This window comes from Clostridium sp. Marseille-P3244 (assembly GCF_900120155.1).
In the GTDB taxonomy this organism is placed as follows: domain Bacteria; phylum Bacillota; class Clostridia; order Lachnospirales; family Lachnospiraceae; genus Mediterraneibacter.
Window position 1 is genome coordinate 421,193 of record NZ_LT635549.1, and the last position, 18,388, is coordinate 439,580.

The window sequence follows — 18,388 nt, forward strand, 5'->3', positions numbered from 1 at the left end:
TGATTTGCCGGTATGGCTGTATTGACATCATTTCTCTGTAATGCTATTATGGATGGGTAAAGAGATAATGTAAAGTAAGCACAATAATGTGCTATAGTTACCAAAAAGATACTATTGCGTAAAAGAAAGGGATTTTTATGGAAAAAGTTTTACCTGCCTGCCCTGTGGAGACCACCTTAATGCTGATCAGTGACCGCTGGAAAGTACTCATTCTCCGGGATCTGCTGACAGGCACAAAACGATTTGGTGAACTGAAAAAATCTGTTGGAAACATATCTCAGAAAGTGCTGACATCCAATCTGCGCTCCATGGAAGAAAGCGGCCTTCTCACCCGCAAAGTTTATGCGGAAGTGCCTCCCCGGGTGGAATATACACTCACCGGGACCGGGTACAGCCTGAAGCCTGTTCTGGATGCTATGGTTGAATGGGGAACACAGTACAAGGCACAGCAGAATCTGTAACACATGAATTGCAATCCTGCAAAAGAATGGAACGCAAATCCGAAGAGAAATCTGAAGAATCCCTTGTGCGTCCTGGCCAAATATGCTATATTAAAAACACAAAAGGAACAACCGCCAAAGTGGTTGACCTCACAAAATGGTAAATAGAACTGCCACCCTGCTACCGGCCAAAGTTTGGTGTGCTACCCGTCAAGAGGACAATGAAAAATAATAAATTTTTCTCCGTCAGCCTATTAACCGGCTGGCGGTATTTTTATGCTGCCTTCAATGTAAGTTCATGAAAGGCCATTGGTGTCATTATATGTAACTTGCGCTGCAGGCGTCGGTTGTTATAGTATTCAATATAGTCTTGGATGCTTTGGATCAATTCTTCTCTTGATGTAAAGCGTTTTCCATAATACATTTCCCGTTTTATGATTCCCCAAAATCCTTCCATTGGTCCATTGTCAATACAGTGTGCAACTCTGGACATGCTTTGTTTCATATGACGTTTCTTCAGCCGACTATAAAATGCCTGACTGGTATATTGGAATCCCCGGTCCGAATGAAAAAGCGGATGCGCATCAGGCTCTGCTTTTATCGCCTGATCAAAGGTATCCATAACAAGAGCAGTATCATTGTGAGCACTGATCTTATACGAGACAATCCTGCGATCGCACAGATCAAGGATTGCACTTAAATAAATTTTGTGTACTTCTACCCCTATATAATATTTGAACTCTGTTACATCTGTCAGCCATTTTTCATTCGGTCTGTCCGCATGAAATTCCCGATGAAGAAAGTTTTTCGCAATATGGGCAGGATTCCGGTCTGCTTTCGTACAGCTCTTCGGCTTCCATTTGATAGATGACTGTATTCCGATTTTGCGGCAGATTCTCAAGATTCTCTTATCATTGGCAGGAATTCCATAATATACAGCCAGTTCATCTCGGATCCGTCGATAGCCCATATCTGGATGCAGCCGGTGTATTTCCCTGATCATATCGGCAATCTGTTCATTCCTGATCTCATTGTCGCTTTTGGGATGTCTCAGCCAGCGATAATAGGCAGAACGAGTGATTCCAAGGTATCGACACATTTGTTTGACTGGATATCCTTTTGATTCGGACAGTTCCCTGATTGCCTGATATTCACATAATTTATGTATTAAAGAAAGCGATCCCTCCTTTCTAATTCCCTTACTTTTTTTAACAGGTCATTCTCCATCTGTAAGTCTTTATTTTTACGTTCCAGCTCTGCGATACGGTCTCGTAATTCTTCTTCCGGAGTGCGGCTTGGCTTAGAGCCGATGCGCCTGCCTCTCCTGTCTTCCAAACCGGCACTTCCCATCTTTTCATACCGCTCCACCCAATTTCGGACCTGCTGATAGGAGCAATCATACTTCAAGGCCATTGCTCCATAATTCCGGTCATGGTCAAGACAGTCTTTTACAATGCAGATCCGTTCCTCCAGTGTTGTTTTTCTTGCTTTCTTCATAGCGCTACCTCCGGTAAGTTCTTTTAATTCCTTACCTTCATTATACGCCTTGATCCAACTTAATAGTTGAGGATGCTGTCGGATTCTGAACCTTGCACATATTTCATCTAACGATCCCTCTCCGGAGAGGTACGCATGAACTGCCTGCAATTTCAATTCTTTTGAGTACCGTTTATTTGTTTGAAGGGCCAGGAAACCTTCTGGTCCTTCTGTCTTATAGATTCTGATCCAATCCTGAACACTCCGCTTATTTACACCGCACATTTTTGCAGCGCCTTTTTGGCTAAGTTCTCCGTTCAGGTACTGTTCTACGATTTCTACCTTTTTTGCTGCATCAATTTTACTTTTTCTGGACATAAAATACCCCCAAGTAGGTTTTTTTATTTTTGTGTCCTACTTGAGGGTATCATATCAGTTTCGGGGTGGTCTTTCTATGCTTAAAACATTATCTGATAAACGCAAAAACGAATGTCAGCAATGCCAGTATGAACATTCCAAAAGCCATAAGATCTTTAAAGTCAAACGGTTTTTTGTCCATCAGCACCACCCCCATTCTATGTAGAATAGAGGTCGCCACCCTGTAACACGGTTGTCCTTGTCTCATATTTTACCACATTGGCAACAGGCATACAACCGAGCGATCCCGCCCTTTACAATTTTCGGTAAATACCTATAGCACCTGTCAATAACTTTTGAAAATGTCACTTTTTAATATTAAGTTTCACTTGAGATAATGTCACTTTCGTAAAAGTGGTGTGGTATAAAAAAAGTTGACAGCTTATTCTCAAGGATTTCATAATAAAACCAAGAGAATAAGGAGGTATTCAAAGTGGCACGTAAATATGACCATGAATACAAAGTACAGGCAGTGAAACTTGCCAAAGAAATCGGCGGCGCTAAGGCTGCTAAAGAATTAGGAATCCCTGAAGGAACCATCCATACATGGCTGAAAGCTGTAAGAGCTGGTAAGCTGGATGTTGGGGAAGGTTCCCATACCCCTGCCAGTGCAATGAGCCTGTCAGAAGAAATTACCATGCTGCGTAAGCGGGTGAAGGAGCAGGATAAAGAAATCCGCCGCCTGAAGGAAGAAAATGAATTTCTGGAGGAAGCCAGCGCTTTTTTCGCCGCCAGCCGTCGGAAGTCAGCAAAAACCAGAGAATGATCTTTCTCGCTTTGAAAACAGAGGACGGCAGGATTACCGGAAAAATTTCATTTTATTGCCGGATGCTTGGTATCAGCCGGCAGGGCTTCTATAAATATCTCGCAAACAAAGACCGTCCATGGAAGTACCAGGATCTGGCGGATGCCATGAAAGAAATCATCAGCGAGGATGAATGTAACGATACTTATGGACGGATCCGGATGTATCAGGCGCTGTTGCTGAAGCAGCCGGAAGGCGTACATATCCCCAGTGAACGGACCGTATACCGGGTTATGGATCAGATCGGCCTGAGCCATCGGCCAAAGAGAAAGCCGAATGGACTTACAAAGGCAGACCGGGAAGCCATGAAATCGGATGATCTGTTGAAGCGGGATTTCCATTCAGATGCCCCATTAGAAAAATGTATTACAGATATCACGGAGATCCCGGCGCGCAATGGGAAACTGTATGTATCTGCGATTTTCGACTGCTTTGATCTTAGCGTCCTCGGTCTGTCAATGGGGACAAACATGAAAGCAGATCTGTGTATCCAAACACTGGAAAATGCCCTGACTGCATATCCCGCATTGGAAGGAGCGATCATCCACAGTGACCGTGGGACACAGTATACCAGTGAGTCTTACCGCCAGACCATCCGGGAGCACCACATCCACCAAAGCATGAACAGTGCAGGAGGACGCTGCCATGATAATGCACGCTGTGAGAGTATGTGGGCCAGAATGAAGACAGAGCTCCTTTATGACCGCTATGACACAAGGCAGATGACGGTAGAGGAATTAAAGGCGCTCATTTGGAGATACTTCCTCAGCTACTGGAATAACCGGAGGATCTGCTCTGCCAATGGCGGGCTTCCTCCCATGATAAAACGCAGACAGTATTATGAGGATTTGGAACTGGTAGCATAGTCAGTGATATCCTTGAAATAAATGTGTCAACTAATCTTGACAATATCAAAGGGCAAATGCCCTTTTACGAAGCAGACTGTTGTTTCTCAAAAAACAATTCGTACAAAAATTTAAGTGACAGGTTATAATCTTCCAGCCACCAAATGGCTTTCCATTCTTCGCTGCTGTGCCGTAACTGCAAATGTGGTTCTACAGTTGTCCGTACCTTTTTAGGTACCTTTAAGCTGGCATTTTTGTTTTGCGGTTTCAGGTACCGGATCGTGTTGTAAATCCGGCCTCCGTACTCTATGCGGATACCGAAACGGGGATTTATCAATACGGTGATCTCACGGCGGGCATTGATAATGGGGAACCCTTTGTCTAAAATCTGAAAACAGCGGTTTTTAAAAGAAAAAGTTCCGGCTGCATCTGTTTTTCTCGTGTGTTTTACACAGAGAATGGAATCCAGATCGATTCCTTTTGCTGGGGGGATAAAAATGGACTCCGCTTCCGGTGTGACAGAGAATTTTTGGTTGAAGAGTTCCCGATACTCCATTTCCAGGAAACGGTTTGCTTCCGTCAGGGTCCTGATCCCCCGCCTTGCGAATTCAACAGGAAGCCTGCTCTGAAGAGTTGCCCATAAGCGTTCAATACGCCCTTTTGCCTGAGGTGTTTTTGCAAAGATGAGATCAACTCCCAGTTCATGCATAGAACGTCCGAATTGGGTCAGATGAACGGTCTTACCTACGACCAGCTCATCTACAGTAAGTTTCCCGGTTTTGGGGGAGCGGAAGATTGTGTGATTGTCGGAATAAACCGTTTGCGGGATGCCAAAGTCCATGCAGCACTGACGCATGGTTTCCAGGTAACCGTAAAGGCATTCGTTGTGGGTAAGGAACAGGCCGACCACGTTGCCGGTGGCATCATCAATGGCTCCATGCAGAGCATACTTGGTATTACCGCCAAACCATTCGTAAGGCGTAGCGTCAATCTGTATCAGTTGTCCGGGATGAGGCTTTCTTTTCCGTCGATGGGTACGGTGACGGATTTTTTTCTTTTTGGGGCTTTCAAAACCTGCATTTTTTAGTATACTGGAAAGGGCAGAATAGGAAAGGGTGATTCCGAAATCTGCTACGAGTATATCTTTGAAATGGAGGAAGTTGACCCCAGAAAATTCCGGGCGGGAATAAATCTGAAGGACGGCTTCCTTCAATTCATCTGGAACAGCGTGAGCAGGCTTTCTGCCGGTATTTTTGTGAATGAGGGATTCTGCGCCAGAAGTAAGGACTCCTTTCTTTAAACGTGAGATCTGGCGTGGAGAAAGACCTAGAAGCTCAGCAGCCTGTTGTCTGGAAATGGATTTGTCAATAAAACGGTTGATGACAGTAAGAGTTTTCAGTTGTTTTTGTGACAATGTAATTTTACCTTCTTTCATAACTTTAATAGGATACCAAAAAGAGACAAAATCTCAAGTGAATCCTAAGGTGACATTATCACAAGTGAATAACAGTAAATACCTATAGCACCTTGCACACTCCGGACAGATATGCTATATTAAAGACACAAAAGGAACAACCGCCAAAGTGGTTGACCTCGTAAGTTAAGTTTTAAAACCGCCCTTACTCGCCAAAGTACAAGGGCGGTTTTACTATGCTTTAAACACTACTTCAAATTCACGAATACGAATGTCAGCAATGCCAGTATGAACATTCCAAAAGCCATTAGATCTTCAAAGTCAAACGGTTTTTTGTCCATCAGCACCACCCCCATTCTATGTAGAATAGAGGTCAGCCACCCTGTAACACGGTTGTCCTTGTCTCATATTTTACCACATTGGCAACAGGCATACAACCGAATGGTCCCCTCTGTTGTGTAGAGTGCTTTTTATTTCATTGTGGGTAAATTGTGGGTACGGCTTGAATTTCAGCGCTCTCTATGTTATACTATCCCACGTTGCAAAGCCCATAAAAATAAGGTCTTTTCGGGCTTGCCGCCGATTCCCGGCGTTAAATGAATCGAGTGTTCGAGACCTTCCACTCGTAAAACAAAACTAAAGGAGAATCAGAAAATGAAGACAATTCAACAGAACAAAGTGCTTTTCATGGCACAGGCGGCTATGATCGCCGCTATCTATGTTGTGCTGACCATGCTCGGCGCATCTTTTGCTTTCGGAGAAGTTCAGCTGCGTTTTTCGGAAGCACTGACCATTCTTCCGGCATTCACTCCCGCCGCTGTTCCGGGCGTATTCCTCGGATGCCTCATCAGCAATATCCTTGCCGGAGCGATTCTTCCCGATATTATCTTCGGGAGCCTTGCCACCCTGATCGGAGCAGTTTTTACGTGGCTGCTGCGTAACAGAAGTAAATATCTGGCCCCACTGCCCCCCATAATCGCAAATATGCTGATCGTGCCGTTTGTACTAAAATATGGATATATGGCACCATTCTCAATCCCATTTATGATGCTGACCGTAGGGATCGGTGAAATCTTGTCCTGTGGTGTGCTTGGCCTGCTCCTGTACACAGCTCTGGACAGATACAGATATGTGCTCTTTCCCCGGAAGATCCGTCAGCAGTAAAAATCTTACAGAACAGTACAAAAAATAAAACTTGTTAACAGAGATCAAGGGCGCTGCCAGTCCAGTTCTGCTAAACGCAGTCTGTTTGGCACCGCCCTTTCATTTTCACCGGATATATCCGATAAAAGTATTTCCCCCATTTTGTACCATATTTTCCATCTCATTGATTCCGACTGTATATTCTCCTCCCTCATCCGGATCGATATAAGTAATGTCCGTCAGCGTATATCCGGTCAGAAGTACCGCATGATCCGTATCCGTCAGGGCGATCAGCGGACAGCCTTTGTTGATAACGTACAGCACCTGATCAAGAGTGCATCCTGTAAGATCAATCCTCTGAGCTTCATACTGCTCCATATACCGCTCACAGGCTTCCAGGGAGGTTTCTCCGTCTTCTTTTGTAAATGCCGCCGCCCCAGTCGCATACACAAGATCCCGGTTTCCTTTTTCCCAGACATATGCCTGATCTGAGGAGACCACTACTCCGGAAACCTGTTCCGCTCTCTGAACAGCATATCCCGCCTGGTCATAAATCCCTTTTAATTCTCCCAGGCCATATACATAAAACTTCTCTGTACTGTCATTTCCGCTGATAGAAACTGTCGCCGGCTCTCTGTCTGTGATCTGCTCCGCTCTTAAGACTTCAGGTTCCAGAGACTCTAACCCGTCTGCAAATGTAAGCCTTACCTGCGTCTCCTGTACATCCGTAGTGTATGTGTCAAGAGTGACTGCTGTCTCACTGCGCTCTTTATTGTTGGTAATATATTCCTGTGCAGCCGCGCTGTAACTGTTTCCGTTCTTTGTCACACGGTTAAGGGTAAGAAGATTTCCCTCGATCAAAATATCTGTTGTATATATATTCTGGTCCACAAAAGTATATTTCGCCTGCTCTTTGTTCTCCATACTTCGTATTTCGACCTCATACATGGGCGTGATTTCTTCACCCAGAGCAGTTGTTCCTGCGTCCTGTGGATCGATCTTCCCATATACAAAGTCACCGTTTACAAATCCCAGTGGACGCACGCTTTCTCCCTCTGCCGCTTCCACGGTATAACCCTCGCCGCTTTCCAGATCGATGACCCGGATCGCAGAAGAAGTATCTGCGTCAGCATCTGTCTGATATGCCATCAGCTGTCCGTCTTCTGACACCGCGTACTGCCCGTCCTCAAGACCTTCCGCCAGAACCGTCTGTTCTTCTCTGTCCAGATCGATCTGATACAGAGAACCGTCCGCAAGAACATAAAGGATGGACTGATTCTGGTCATAATAAACCATCTGTCCCAGTTCTCTTTCCGCGATTTCTGCCGCTTGTGTGCTGGGAATGAAAGCCTTCTCTTCGGTCAGTCCGCTGTCCGCGTCATAATAATAAATACACGCTCCTACCCGGCCTTCATGTATCCCCCGATTCATATATCCACAGACCAGAAACGACAGGTTTCCTGCATTGTCCATCCGAATGATACGCACTGAATGTTCGTCGTTCAGGCTCCGCTCATCTCTGCCCTCCCCGGAGGCAAAGCTGAATACCTGGGACAGCTCACTGTCTTCCCTGTTATAAAGCCACAGTTCACGCTCCTGCACAAAGGCCACCAGGGTCCCGTCTTTATTTGTCTCATACTGCAGATCATCTGAAGCAATCCCAAGACGTATCCCTTCTTCGTCAAACAACCGGCTCTCTCCGCTGAAGATCTGCTGCATATCCCGGTCATAATCCAGGAGATAGATCGTGCCTTCTATATAGCGCACGCGGAAAAATTCTTTGATATGAAAGAGCTCTGTCTCTTCGCTGTCCCCCTGGCATACTGCCAGATATTCTGCCAGTATGGATGTATATACTGTATTGGTCTCCTTAAGACTCCACTTTACCTCCCCGTCTATCTGCGGATTTAAGTCTCCCCACTGGATATGGTTGATATCCGAATGGATATTTACCGTCTGGTACGTCGTATTATCACTCTCTTCTCCCGGTTCCAGATATGCCTCCAACTCTGCCGGAGCACTTTTTTCCAGTGCCTTCGTGTGAAAATCCTGCGCGAAAGAAAGGCACTCTGAGGCCGTGATCTCACCGGGCCTGACGATCCGGGTATAAAAACTGACCCGTCTGTCTTCCGTAGGAAGGATCACTTTCAAAACTGCCTCCTGCACCTGGTCAGACAGGATATTTCCCAGTTTCAGAACCGCGGTTCCCTCTTCCTCTGAGATCTCTGCTGCCCCGTTTTTATAAGTTTCTTTTCCGTCCAGAGAATATACCTCGTATTCTACCTGGCTGATCTGGTTGCCATTTTTGTCTACAGCCACTGTCAGTTCACCGGCATTTCCAATCGGCGTGACTGTATCCCGCATTGCGGTAATATCCATATCATCCACATAGCCGTAAAGCGGATTGATCTTTTTCCCATCCATAAGGAAGGAAAGTTCCGGAAGCGTGGGCGCTCCCATATCCGCGATCTTATCATCCGTGCCCCTGTTTATTACCAGGCTGCTGATCACGATCGCAATGATAAAGATTCCCGCCAGTATTCCTGCTTTTGTGATCCTTCCTTTCATTCGCCTTCATTCTCCCCTTCATACGCAAGCAGCCCCCTTAATGTAGGAGTCACCTGCAGAAACTGTTCACATTTTTTTATTTCTTCCAATGCTTTTTTGTTTCTTTTTTTCTTCTTTACCGCTCTGATCAAAATGTTCTTCGGTGTATGTTCCATATCTATAAACTCCAGCACCTGCGTCTCATATCCCTCGCTTTCCAGATATTTCGCCCTCAGGCCGTCTGTCACAAGTGCCGCGAACCTTTCCTTCAGCAGGCCGTAATCCATCACCGGGGCCAGATACTCCGCTCCTTTTGATATGTCCCCGGAGGATGTGCTTCCTCCTGAAGTCATCTGGCCGTTCAGCTCGTGCTGGCAGCACGGCACAGAAAGGATTACCTGCGCGTTCCATCTTACGGCTTTTGCCAGCGCATAGTCCGTGGCCGTATCACAGGCATGGAGTGTGACCACCATATCCACCTGCTCCACCCCGTCATACTGAGCGATGTCTCCTACAAGGAACTTCAGTTTTTTATATCCGTATTTCTCCGCCAGTTCCCCGCAGTGTAAAATCACGTCTTTCTTCAGATCCAGTCCTATGACGCGTATGTCATATCCTTTCAGCTCATGAAGATAATAATACATGGCAAATGTCAGGTAGGACTTGCCGCATCCAAAATCAAGGATCGTAAGTTCCCGGTCTCTGTCGAGCCGGGGCAGAATATCTTCTATAAATTCAAGAAACCGGTTGATCTGGCGGAATTTGTCTGCCTTTGCGGGAACGATCCTTCCCTCTCCTGTCATAACCCCCAGATCTTCCAGAAACGGCACCGGTATTCCTTCTTCCAGGATATGCCGTTTCTTGCGGTCATGGGACCGGTCGGCTGTTTTCACCTGCGCCTGACGTTTCTTTGTTTTCACCGTGATCTTTCCTTTTTTGCTGACAAGCACTACGGACTCTTCCCCCGTAGTCTCAATCTGCATTTGCCGAAACTGCTCCATATATTTCAGGATCTTCAAAGCGGCAGTCGGTCCCTCCAGATTTTCATGGAATGCCTGTGTCCGGGTGAAAGATTCCAGCTGAAATTCCAGCTTTCCCTTTCTCTCCACCGGTCTTATCTTTACCTTAACAATCCCGTCCCTGTTCCGCGGGCCGCTGATGACCGCGCGGATAAAATCTATATTCAGGCTGTCCTGAAGCAACCGTAAAATTTCATTCAAATGAAAAATTTCCTCCATATCCACTAATTTCTGATCTGGTCCTTCACATACAGGGCCCTTGTACGCTCCCCGTCATCTACGATTTCTACGCCCGGAAAACTCTGGATATACTGCTTAAACTGAGAAAAGCCATAGTCACGCACTTTAAAATCCCCGAATTTTACCCGGATCCGGTTTCCAAGAGAACTAAGGGAGATCCCGTATTTTCCACTGTTTTCTATCAGCTGAAGGATGTACTCTTCCAGCCTTTCTTTCCTGCTGCTGTCCTCATAGAGAGTCACCGATACTTTCGTTCCTTCCTGGATCAGCCTTAACTTTGGCAGTGTCTCCAGAAATTTAGAGAGAAGACTGTACCCGTAACGCCGCACATCAAAATCCGGATAAAGCTTGACCAGACGGCTTCCCACTTCACCCAGACCGGTTTCCCTGTCATCGTTCTGATTCTCCGTGATGATCTTGACAACCGCCTCTTCGATCTGTTCCTTGGATGGCGCGGTCCTGGTCTTTTTCTGCTCTTTCCCCTGCCCCTGTAAATGGAGTTCCTTCTCCTCTCTCTCATCTTTATCCATCGTATTGTCTTCCAGCAGAAGCTCCAGCTCCGTAAAAATATCGCAGGCCTTGCGGAACGGCGACGGAGTCTTGTCCTCCCCCATGCCGATCACCGTCTTGCCGCTTTCTCTGAGCCGGCTGGCCAGCCTTGTGAAATCGCTGTCGCTGGATACGAGACAGAATCCCTCCAGCTGACTCGTATAGAGCATATCCATGGCATCTATGATCATGGCCGAGTCTGTCGCGTTCTTCCCATAAGTATAGCTGAACTGCTGGATCGGAGTGATGGAATTATCCAGAAGTTCTTCTTTCCAGCTGGCATTGTTGTTCCTGGTCCAGTCCCCATAGATCCTTTTGTATGTCACGTTCCCGTATTTGGACAGTTCATCCAGTATAGGCTGTATATATTTGGCGGATACGTTGTCCGCATCGATCAAAAGCGCGAATCTGTCTTCCATGTCATGTACTCCTCTCCTTCAAGGCTTTTCCAGATAAATGTTCCGCTTTCATAAATCATATAACTGTGCTTGGATCCCTCCTTCGGGATCGACACCGATCCGGGATTCAGATAGTGATACTCACATCCTTCTCCATCTCTCATCTGTTCACACGCCGGAATATGCGTGTGTCCGTTCAGAAGGATGTCCGTGCCCTTCATCGGCGGACTTGTCTTCGGATTGACCGTATGTCCGTGAGATGCCATAACTGTGAGCATCCTGCTGCCGCTGTCCGCTGACACCGGCAGTTCCAGAAAACAGTACTCCGCCATAATGGGAAACTTCAGCACCATCTGATCCACTTCCGTATCACAGTTTCCCCGGATGCAAAGCAGCTTATCCCTGAGCGGGTTGAGCATACCAATGACTTCCTTCGGAGCGTATCCCTCCGGCAGATCATTTCGCGGCCCGTGGTATAAAATATCGCCCAGCAGCAGAAGCCGCCCGGCCTTCTCCCGGGCAAAAGCGTCCAGCATCTGCTCACAGTACAGGGCAGAGCCATGTATGTCAGACGCGATCATCAGTTTCATATCCATTAACCTCCGTAACATTTTCTAACATTTATCTCATCGTTGTTATGAACCCTCTATCACAAAAAAAGGATGACCGCAGCCATCCTTTCTGATTTTTAGCAGTTTACTCTGCCGGTGTTTTGAGTATACACCAATTAGTGCCGAAACTCAAGGAATTATTGGCATTTTATCGGATAAATCCGATAATAACTTTCCTGATTTATTCCCTCTTCTTTCGATCCATCATCTTACAGAAGATCACCGCTGCCCCTGTACTCACCGCTGTAGCCACGATCCCCGCTCCGATAATTCCCGCAGGATTTACGCTGCCGTACTGGCTCCGGTAGGCGATCACATTCACCGGGATCAGCTGCAGTGATGAAATATTGATGATGAGAAAGGTACACATTTCATTCCCCGCGATTCCCCTGCGCCTGACCGGGCCGGGCGCCCGGCCCGCTCTTCTGTCTTCTTCCAGGTTCTTAAGTTCCGCCATGGCCCGCAGCCCGGCGGGCGTAGCCGCCCAGCCCAGCCCGAGGATATTGGCGATAAAATTTGTGGCGATATGCTCATTGGCCTTATGCTCTTCCGGGAGTCTCGGAAAAAGGAAGCGAAGCAGCGGGCGCATTTTTCTTGACGCCATCTGTATAATGCCTGCCCTTGAGGCGATTTCCATAATCCCCGTCCAGAAAGCCATCACACCGATCATCGTGATACACAATGTTACCGCATCTTTTGATGAGTCAAGCGCCGCGTTTGTAATATCCTGCATTCTGCCGTTAAACGCGCCGAATACTATCCCGATCAGGATCATCCCGGCCCACAGATAATTCAGCACTGCTCAGTCCTCCTCTATGATCTCCCACATATGATCCTCTACCACGTCAAACGGCGCAGGCCCTACATTCAGCACCGCTTCATGGAACTCTTTCTGAGAAAATTCTTCTCCCTTTTCTTCTATCCAGTCTTTCTTCAGTTCCAGGAATTCCACATAACCGATATAATATTTGAGATAATTGGCAGGAGAACCGATGATCAATTCGTAGATCCTATCCACAGCCTCTGCGTCTGTGATCCCATAATTGGCGAAAAAAGCCACCGTATCCATCCGGCTCCACCCCTCATAGTGGATCCCCATATCAGCCAGAGCATACAGGCCCAAAATAATGGAGCTGTTTTTCTGAAGAAGTGTGGCCTGTTCTTTGGAAAGAGGCGTAAGATAGTAGCTTCCCATCTCGGCGTAAGTCGCCCATCCTTCCACATAGCCGCCAAAATCCAGGATACTTCTTATAGGATCCGGATCCATACTCTCATAGTATACTGTCTGATAGAGATGGCCCGGATACCCCTCGTGCGCCAGCGTTGTAAAAAGGGTCAGATCATTTCCCATATGGGCCCGGTTGATATAGATCACATTTTCTTCTGTGTTGTCAATAGCGGGTATCATATAGAAAGCAGGACTCAAATGTTCTTCCATCTCTTCCTGGACATATTTTACTTCCAGTGAAGTATCCGGAGCTTCAGGAAACGTTTCTGTAATCCCCTCTTTCAGGATACGTAAGATCCGCTCCGCGTTTTCCTCTCCCATAGATGCCGCGGCCTCCTGCGCCTCCCCGGCTGTGATTCCCAGGACCTGCTCCATTGCCTCCAGATCTTCTGTCATCTGTCTGCGGGTCAGATCTTCCATTTCCTCTACAGACCGGTCAGATCCGGTAGACTGCCTCACCAGAAGTTCATAATACTCTTTTCCTTCCGGCAGATATACAAGCCCCTTTTCATTCCTCCCTCTTCCTTTCATATCCCCAATCGCTGAGAGAAGTTTCTCATACGCCGGGAAAATATAATTATTTACAGCAAGCGCATTATCCTGTATATAGTCACTTTTTTCTTTCTCCGTTAATCCTTCTACATCTTTGATCCGATCCGTAAATGTAGAATAGAGATAATTTCCGTCTCCCATATCAAGAAAGGCCTGGCACTGTTCTATTACTGTATCTGCGGCGAAATCTGCCATAAACAGTCCCGCATCTGCTTTCTTTTGCTCAAATTCTATCAGGCTGTCAAAATACTCTCCGACTGTCTCAAGAAGTTTCAGATAAATGTCCACGTCTTCCCTGTCATAAAACTGAAATTCAGACAGTACGACCGGCAGCTGGGTCTGCACTCCGCTTACCAGCCCAAGCGGTTCCTCATAAAGAATATAATCTGCTGCCTTGCTTATCATTTTCTGCTGATGATCCAGGATATCATAGGTGATCTGATTCCGGACATCCAGTTTCTCATACGAAAAATCCTCAAGAGCTTCCGACATATTTTCAGAAGACGCCAGAATCTCGTCGGCATTTATATCAAAAGTGCCGAAAGTAGGATCTCCATCCTGGATCCCATAGTCCTCCGGTGACCTGAGCGTATAATGAAGACTGACAGTATTTGCAGAAACTTCCCGACAAAACAGCTCCTCTGTATACTTCTCAAACTTTTTATTTTCTCCGGTGGAAGAATTGGCCCCACACCCCGCTGTCAGTGTAGTCACTGCCAGCAACAGTGCCGCAAGAAAGAAATTTATATATTTCTTTTGAAATTTATGTATGATATTTTTATGCTCAGAAAAAGAGAACCGCATAAAAGCTCCTGAAATGTCTTTACTGTATCTTATGATAGGCTGTTCTGCGATATTCTCACATCCCATACGCATCCCGGCGTATTACGCAAAGCCCGCGCATATAAATTAGAAGACCTGCATATTTTAACCAGGAGGATTCCATGCATATTTTACTTTATATTTCTGACTTTATTGTTCCTTTTATTGTACTGAGCATTGTCGTATACGGATTATTGTCCGGAATCAATGTGTACGAAAGCTTTATCAAGGGCGCGAAAAGCGGTTTCCTGACCGTTCTTCGCATCATGCCTACTCTGATCGGGCTCATGGCCGCGGTAGGGATCCTGCGGGCCTCCGGTTTCCTGGATTTCCTGTCAGCTCTGATCGGTCAGTTTTCCTCCCGGATCGGTTTCCCCGGAGAACTTGTTCCCCTCACAGTAGTAAAGATGTTTTCCTCCTCCGCCGCCACCGGACTTTTGCTGGATATTTTCAAAGAATTCGGAACAGATTCCCGTCTCGGGCTGATCGCGTCGATCACTATGTGCTGTACAGAAACCATCTTTTATACTATGAGCGTATACTTTATGACCGCGGGCGTCAAACGCTCCCGGTACACTCTGGCCGGCGCTCTGATCGCCACATTTGCCGGGCTGGCCGCCAGCGTGTTTCTGGCACAGTCCCTCATGCCCTGATCCCGGCATTGCCCGCAGACTTGCTTTGTGTTAAAATAAAATATATGGAAAAAGATGGAGGTATCCTGATGTCCAGCGTTACGTTAGAACACCTGACAAAGACTTATCCGAATGGCTTCATCTCAGTAAATGATGTAAGCCTTCACATAGAAGACGGAGAATTCGTGACTTTCCATGGACCCAGCGGCTGCGGAAAATCCACCATCCTGCGTATGATCGGAGGGCTGGAGGACATTACCTCGGGCCGCATTTATCTTGGGAAAGAGCTGCTGAATGACATTCTGCCCCGGGACCGCCACCTTGCGATGGCTTTTCAGAATTATACTCTTTACAGACATTTCAACGCATATGACAATATCGCTCTAGGACTCCGCCTGCGCAACCTTCCCCGTACCGTGATCGACAGCCGGGTAAAGGAAGCCGCCAGATTCTTTGGAATTACTGATGTTTTGAATAAAAAAATCCGGGCTCTGTCCGCAGCGGACCGACAGCGGGTTGCCCTTAGCCGGGCAGTGGTATGTCATCCCAAAGTCCTTCTTGTGGATGAGGATTTCGCCCGTCAGGATGAACAGCGCCGTCTTGAAATGCTGGGCGATATCCTGGAAATAAATGAAGAGCTTGGGATTACTGTGCTGTATGTGACAAACAGTCAAAAAGAAGCCATAGGACTGAAAAAGAAGATCATTTATATGAAGGATGGAAAGATCACACATATTTCAGAGTGATCCCGTATTTTCTTATCCCTCTGTTCTGCTGTGCTTTTTCTGTTCCAGATAATTATAAATATCCCGTTTCTGAACGCCGCGGTCCTTTGCGGCATTTTTCATGGCCGTTTTCCGGTCCAGCCCCTGAGAAATATAGTAATCTACATGCTCCTCTACAGACAAGTTCTCCCATTTTTCTTTCTCTTCCTGTCTGATTGTTTCCCGGCTCATTCCCTCGATCACGATCACACACTCGCCTCTCGGAACATTGTTTTCATAGTAGTCTGCCGCTTCCGGAAGAGACGCCCGGTATATGGTCTCATGCTTTTTTGTCAGTTCCCTGCACACAGATACCTGCCTGTCTCCCAGCCGCTCTGCCAGCAGCCGCAGTGTTTTTACAAGACGGTGGGGCGCTTCATAGAGAACGATGGTCCTCTGTTCCCGGACAAGCGTTTCCAGTATCTCCTCCCTCTCTTTTTTCTCCGAAGGCAGAAATGCCTCAAAGGCAAATCGTCTTGTGGGGAGTCCGGAAACCGTCAGCGCAGTAACGCATGCCGCCGCTCCCGGCACTGCCGTAACACAGATGCCCGCCGCATAACACATGCGTACCAGTTCCTCCCCCGGGTCAGAAATCCCCGGCGTCCCGGCATCTGTAATAAGGGCAATATTTTTACCCTCCAGAAGATTCTCTACCAGTTTCCTCCCCTTGTCGAATTTATTATATTCATGATAGCTCGTCATGGGGGTGTGGATATCGAAATGATTCAAAAGCTTCCTGCTGTTCCTCGTGTCTTCCGCCGCGATCAGGTCCGCCTCCCTCAGTACACGCACTGCCCGGAAGGTCATATCTTCCAGATTTCCGATCGGTGTCGCGCACAGATATAATGTCCCCGGCATAGTTCCTCCTTTTAATGATAAATGATAATCGGCGGCTCTACTGTCACTCTGGACTTTCCGCTCCGCACACCTTCGATCAGCACCAGCACCGGCTCTCTGTCGATATACGGATGGATAAACTTGAGCCGCTTCGGCTCTATTTTATAATGGTTCATCTTGATCATGATCTCCGCCAGCCTGAACGGTCTGTGGACCATATAGAATCTCCCCTTATCCTGCAAAAGCCGCATGCTCTCCCGGAGAATATCATCCAGCGAGCACAGCACTTCGTGGCGTGCTACGGCCTTCGCGTCATCCGGATTTCGGAGCCCGTGCCGGGAGATCATATACGGTGGATTCACAGTGATCACATCAAAAAAGGCCGGCCTGAAAATCTCTGCCGCCTCTTTGATATCACCCGTCACGATCTGGATCCGGTCTTCCAGATGGTTATACGCTACGCTGCGCCTCGCCATATCCGCAGTCTCAGTCTGTATCTCCAGCCCGGTAAATTTCTTTCCCTGCGTTTTCCCTGCCAGGAGGACAGGTATGATCCCGTTTCCGGTCCCCATATCCAGTACAGTCTCTCCCGGCCTGACCCTGACGAAATCTGACAAAAATACCGCATCTACTCCAAAACAGAATTTCTCCGGATCCTGTATAAGATAAAGCCCGCCAAGCTGAAGATCATCCAGCCGTTCGCCCGGCTTGATCAGGCTGCGTCTTTTACTTTCATCATTTGTCATCTAACTTTGACGCTCCTTCTTCTTTTTCCAGCGCTGCCAGTTTCTTCATCTCTTCTTTCGAAACTTTCTGTTTTTTCTTTCGGGGTCTGAACTTCAGATCCTCTGCACGGTATTCCCGGATCTCCTTCTCATCATCTTCCAGATTTACCACAACTTTTACCAGCTTGCGCAGTACGCTCAGAGAATGGACCACCCCGGTCAGCCCGTCCTTGGTGGTAACAGAGTCTCCTACCGACGGCAGCTGACTGTTCAGCATCTCATAGGTCTCCTCCTCGTTGGTCAGGCAGCACATGAGTCGTCCGCACACACCTGATATCTTTGTCGGATTCAGAGAAAGATTCTGTTCTTTCGCCATACGGATGGACACCGCGGAAAATTCGGTCAGATAAGTGCTGCAGCACAGTGGTCTGCCGCAGATGCCGATTCCGCCCCGTATCTTTGTCTCATCTCTGACTCCGATCTGACGAAGCTCGATCCTTGTCCGGAACACTGCCGCCAGATCTTTCACCAGCTCACGGAAATCGATTCTTCCGTCTGCTGTAAAGTAAAACAGGATCTTATTCCCGTCGAAAGTATACTCCACACTGATCAGCTTCATTTCCAGCTTGTGCTTTCGGATCTTTTCCAGACAGATCTTAAATGCCTCTTTTTCTTTCTGGTGGTTTTTCTCCACCGTCTTTCTGTCCTGATCTGTGGCAATCCGGATCACAGGTTTCAGCGGCTGAACGACCTCCTCATCCTTCACTTCCCGGGGACTGCTCACAACCCGCCCGAATTCTACGCCCCGGGCAGTCTCGACGATCACATTGTCGCCCTGTTTTATATCAAATTTCCCCGGCGCAAAGAAGTAGATCTTCCCTGCCTGCCGGAATCTCACACCGATTACTTTCGTCATTTTGTCAC

At 47.2% G+C, this 18,388-nt stretch carries 19 protein-coding genes; 6 read left to right on the forward strand and 13 right to left on the reverse strand.

Going from position 1 to position 18,388, the window contains the following annotated elements; translation table 11 throughout:
• Positions 1 to 137: 137 nt before the first annotated feature.
• Positions 138 to 461, forward strand: coding sequence for a winged helix-turn-helix transcriptional regulator (locus BQ7367_RS03755; protein WP_072524272.1), 324 nt, complete (start codon positions 138 to 140; stop codon positions 459 to 461).
• A gap of 253 nt (positions 462 to 714) precedes the next feature.
• Here BQ7367_RS03755 and BQ7367_RS14535 read toward each other — a convergent pair whose 3' ends face one another.
• On the reverse strand, positions 715 to 1,635 hold the full coding sequence (locus BQ7367_RS14535) for an IS3 family transposase (protein ID WP_328586534.1): 921 nt from the start codon (positions 1,633 to 1,635) through the stop codon (positions 715 to 717).
• Positions 1,608 to 2,294, reverse strand: coding sequence for a helix-turn-helix domain-containing protein (locus BQ7367_RS14540; RefSeq protein ID WP_072524274.1), 687 nt, complete (start codon positions 2,292 to 2,294; stop codon positions 1,608 to 1,610). The genes BQ7367_RS14535 and BQ7367_RS14540 overlap by 28 nt, the downstream gene beginning before the upstream one ends.
• Before the next feature lie 472 nt (positions 2,295 to 2,766).
• Between BQ7367_RS14540 and BQ7367_RS03770 the strand changes: the two genes are divergently transcribed.
• Both BQ7367_RS03770 and BQ7367_RS03775 read left to right on the forward strand, forming a co-directional pair.
• A complete protein-coding gene (locus BQ7367_RS03770) occupies positions 2,767 to 3,099 on the forward strand; it encodes a transposase (protein WP_072524275.1) in 333 nt (110 codons plus the stop codon).
• Entirely contained in the window at positions 3,096 to 4,004 is a 909-nt protein-coding gene (locus tag BQ7367_RS03775; RefSeq protein WP_072524276.1) for an IS3 family transposase, read from the forward strand. Before BQ7367_RS03770 ends, BQ7367_RS03775 begins: the two co-directional genes overlap by 4 nt.
• A 64-nt stretch (positions 4,005 to 4,068) precedes the next feature.
• Here the strand turns inward: BQ7367_RS03775 and BQ7367_RS03780 are convergent, their stop codons facing one another.
• Positions 4,069 to 5,418 carry an ISNCY family transposase gene (locus BQ7367_RS03780; RefSeq protein ID WP_072524277.1) on the reverse strand — a complete coding sequence of 450 codons (1,350 nt, stop codon included), beginning with the start codon at positions 5,416 to 5,418 and terminating at the stop codon, positions 4,069 to 4,071.
• A 227-nt stretch (positions 5,419 to 5,645) separates the two neighbouring features.
• Positions 5,646 to 5,753, reverse strand: coding sequence for a putative holin-like toxin (locus BQ7367_RS14935; RefSeq protein WP_328586519.1), 108 nt, complete (start codon positions 5,751 to 5,753; stop codon positions 5,646 to 5,648).
• Positions 5,754 to 6,051: 298 nt separating this feature from the next.
• Between BQ7367_RS14935 and BQ7367_RS03785 the strand changes: the two genes are divergently transcribed.
• The gene (locus tag BQ7367_RS03785) at positions 6,052 to 6,561 is read left to right on the forward strand and encodes a QueT transporter family protein (protein ID WP_072524278.1); all 510 of its coding nucleotides are present in this window, start codon (positions 6,052 to 6,054) and stop codon (positions 6,559 to 6,561) included.
• A 105-nt stretch (positions 6,562 to 6,666) separates the two neighbouring features.
• Here BQ7367_RS03785 and BQ7367_RS03790 read toward each other — a convergent pair whose 3' ends face one another.
• The 6 genes from BQ7367_RS03790 to BQ7367_RS03815 all read right to left on the reverse strand — a co-directional run bounded on the left by BQ7367_RS03790 (position 6,667) and on the right by BQ7367_RS03815 (position 14,398).
• Entirely contained in the window at positions 6,667 to 9,108 is a 2,442-nt protein-coding gene (locus BQ7367_RS03790; RefSeq protein WP_072524279.1) for a C39 family peptidase, read from the reverse strand.
• Complete coding sequence (locus BQ7367_RS03795; protein ID WP_143142955.1) at positions 9,105 to 10,307, reverse strand: class I SAM-dependent methyltransferase; 1,203 nt, start codon at positions 10,305 to 10,307, stop codon at positions 9,105 to 9,107. The genes BQ7367_RS03790 and BQ7367_RS03795 overlap by 4 nt, the downstream gene beginning before the upstream one ends.
• A 23-nt stretch (positions 10,308 to 10,330) precedes the next feature.
• On the reverse strand, positions 10,331 to 11,314 hold the full coding sequence (locus BQ7367_RS03800) for an NYN domain-containing protein (protein WP_072524281.1): 984 nt from the start codon (positions 11,312 to 11,314) through the stop codon (positions 10,331 to 10,333).
• The gene (yfcE, locus tag BQ7367_RS03805) at positions 11,290 to 11,883 is read right to left on the reverse strand and encodes a phosphodiesterase (protein ID WP_072524282.1); all 594 of its coding nucleotides are present in this window, start codon (positions 11,881 to 11,883) and stop codon (positions 11,290 to 11,292) included. Before yfcE ends, BQ7367_RS03800 begins: the two co-directional genes overlap by 25 nt.
• Positions 11,884 to 12,085: 202 nt before the next feature.
• Positions 12,086 to 12,703 carry a nucleoside recognition domain-containing protein gene (locus BQ7367_RS03810; protein ID WP_072524283.1) on the reverse strand — a complete coding sequence of 206 codons (618 nt, stop codon included), beginning with the start codon at positions 12,701 to 12,703 and terminating at the stop codon, positions 12,086 to 12,088.
• Positions 12,704 to 12,706: 3 nt separating this feature from the next.
• Complete coding sequence (locus BQ7367_RS03815; protein ID WP_442855345.1) at positions 12,707 to 14,398, reverse strand: DUF885 domain-containing protein; 1,692 nt, start codon at positions 14,396 to 14,398, stop codon at positions 12,707 to 12,709.
• A gap of 230 nt (positions 14,399 to 14,628) precedes the next feature.
• Here BQ7367_RS03815 and BQ7367_RS03820 point away from each other — a divergent pair, with 230 nt between their 5' ends.
• Positions 14,629 to 15,159, forward strand: coding sequence for a spore maturation protein (locus BQ7367_RS03820; RefSeq protein ID WP_072524284.1), 531 nt, complete (start codon positions 14,629 to 14,631; stop codon positions 15,157 to 15,159).
• A gap of 44 nt (positions 15,160 to 15,203) precedes the next feature.
• Positions 15,204 to 15,884: an ABC transporter ATP-binding protein gene (locus tag BQ7367_RS03825; RefSeq protein ID WP_442855346.1), complete on the forward strand. Its 681-nt coding sequence runs from the start codon at positions 15,204 to 15,206 to the stop codon at positions 15,882 to 15,884.
• Between the two features lie 12 nt (positions 15,885 to 15,896).
• Here BQ7367_RS03825 and rsmI read toward each other — a convergent pair whose 3' ends face one another.
• Genes rsmI through BQ7367_RS03840 form a run of 3 tightly spaced genes read right to left on the reverse strand, consistent with a single transcriptional unit; the run spans position 15,897 to position 18,380 of the window.
• On the reverse strand, positions 15,897 to 16,760 hold the full coding sequence (rsmI, locus tag BQ7367_RS03830; protein WP_072524286.1) for a 16S rRNA (cytidine(1402)-2'-O)-methyltransferase: 864 nt from the start codon (positions 16,758 to 16,760) through the stop codon (positions 15,897 to 15,899).
• Positions 16,761 to 16,771: 11 nt separating this feature from the next.
• Positions 16,772 to 17,485, reverse strand: coding sequence for a tRNA1(Val) (adenine(37)-N6)-methyltransferase (locus tag BQ7367_RS03835; protein WP_072524287.1), 714 nt, complete (start codon positions 17,483 to 17,485; stop codon positions 16,772 to 16,774).
• Positions 17,475 to 18,380, reverse strand: a complete 906-nt coding sequence (locus tag BQ7367_RS03840; RefSeq protein ID WP_072524288.1) for a PSP1 domain-containing protein — start codon at positions 18,378 to 18,380, stop codon at positions 17,475 to 17,477. The genes BQ7367_RS03835 and BQ7367_RS03840 overlap by 11 nt, the downstream gene beginning before the upstream one ends.
• Between the last annotated feature and the right edge of the window lie 8 nt (positions 18,381 to 18,388).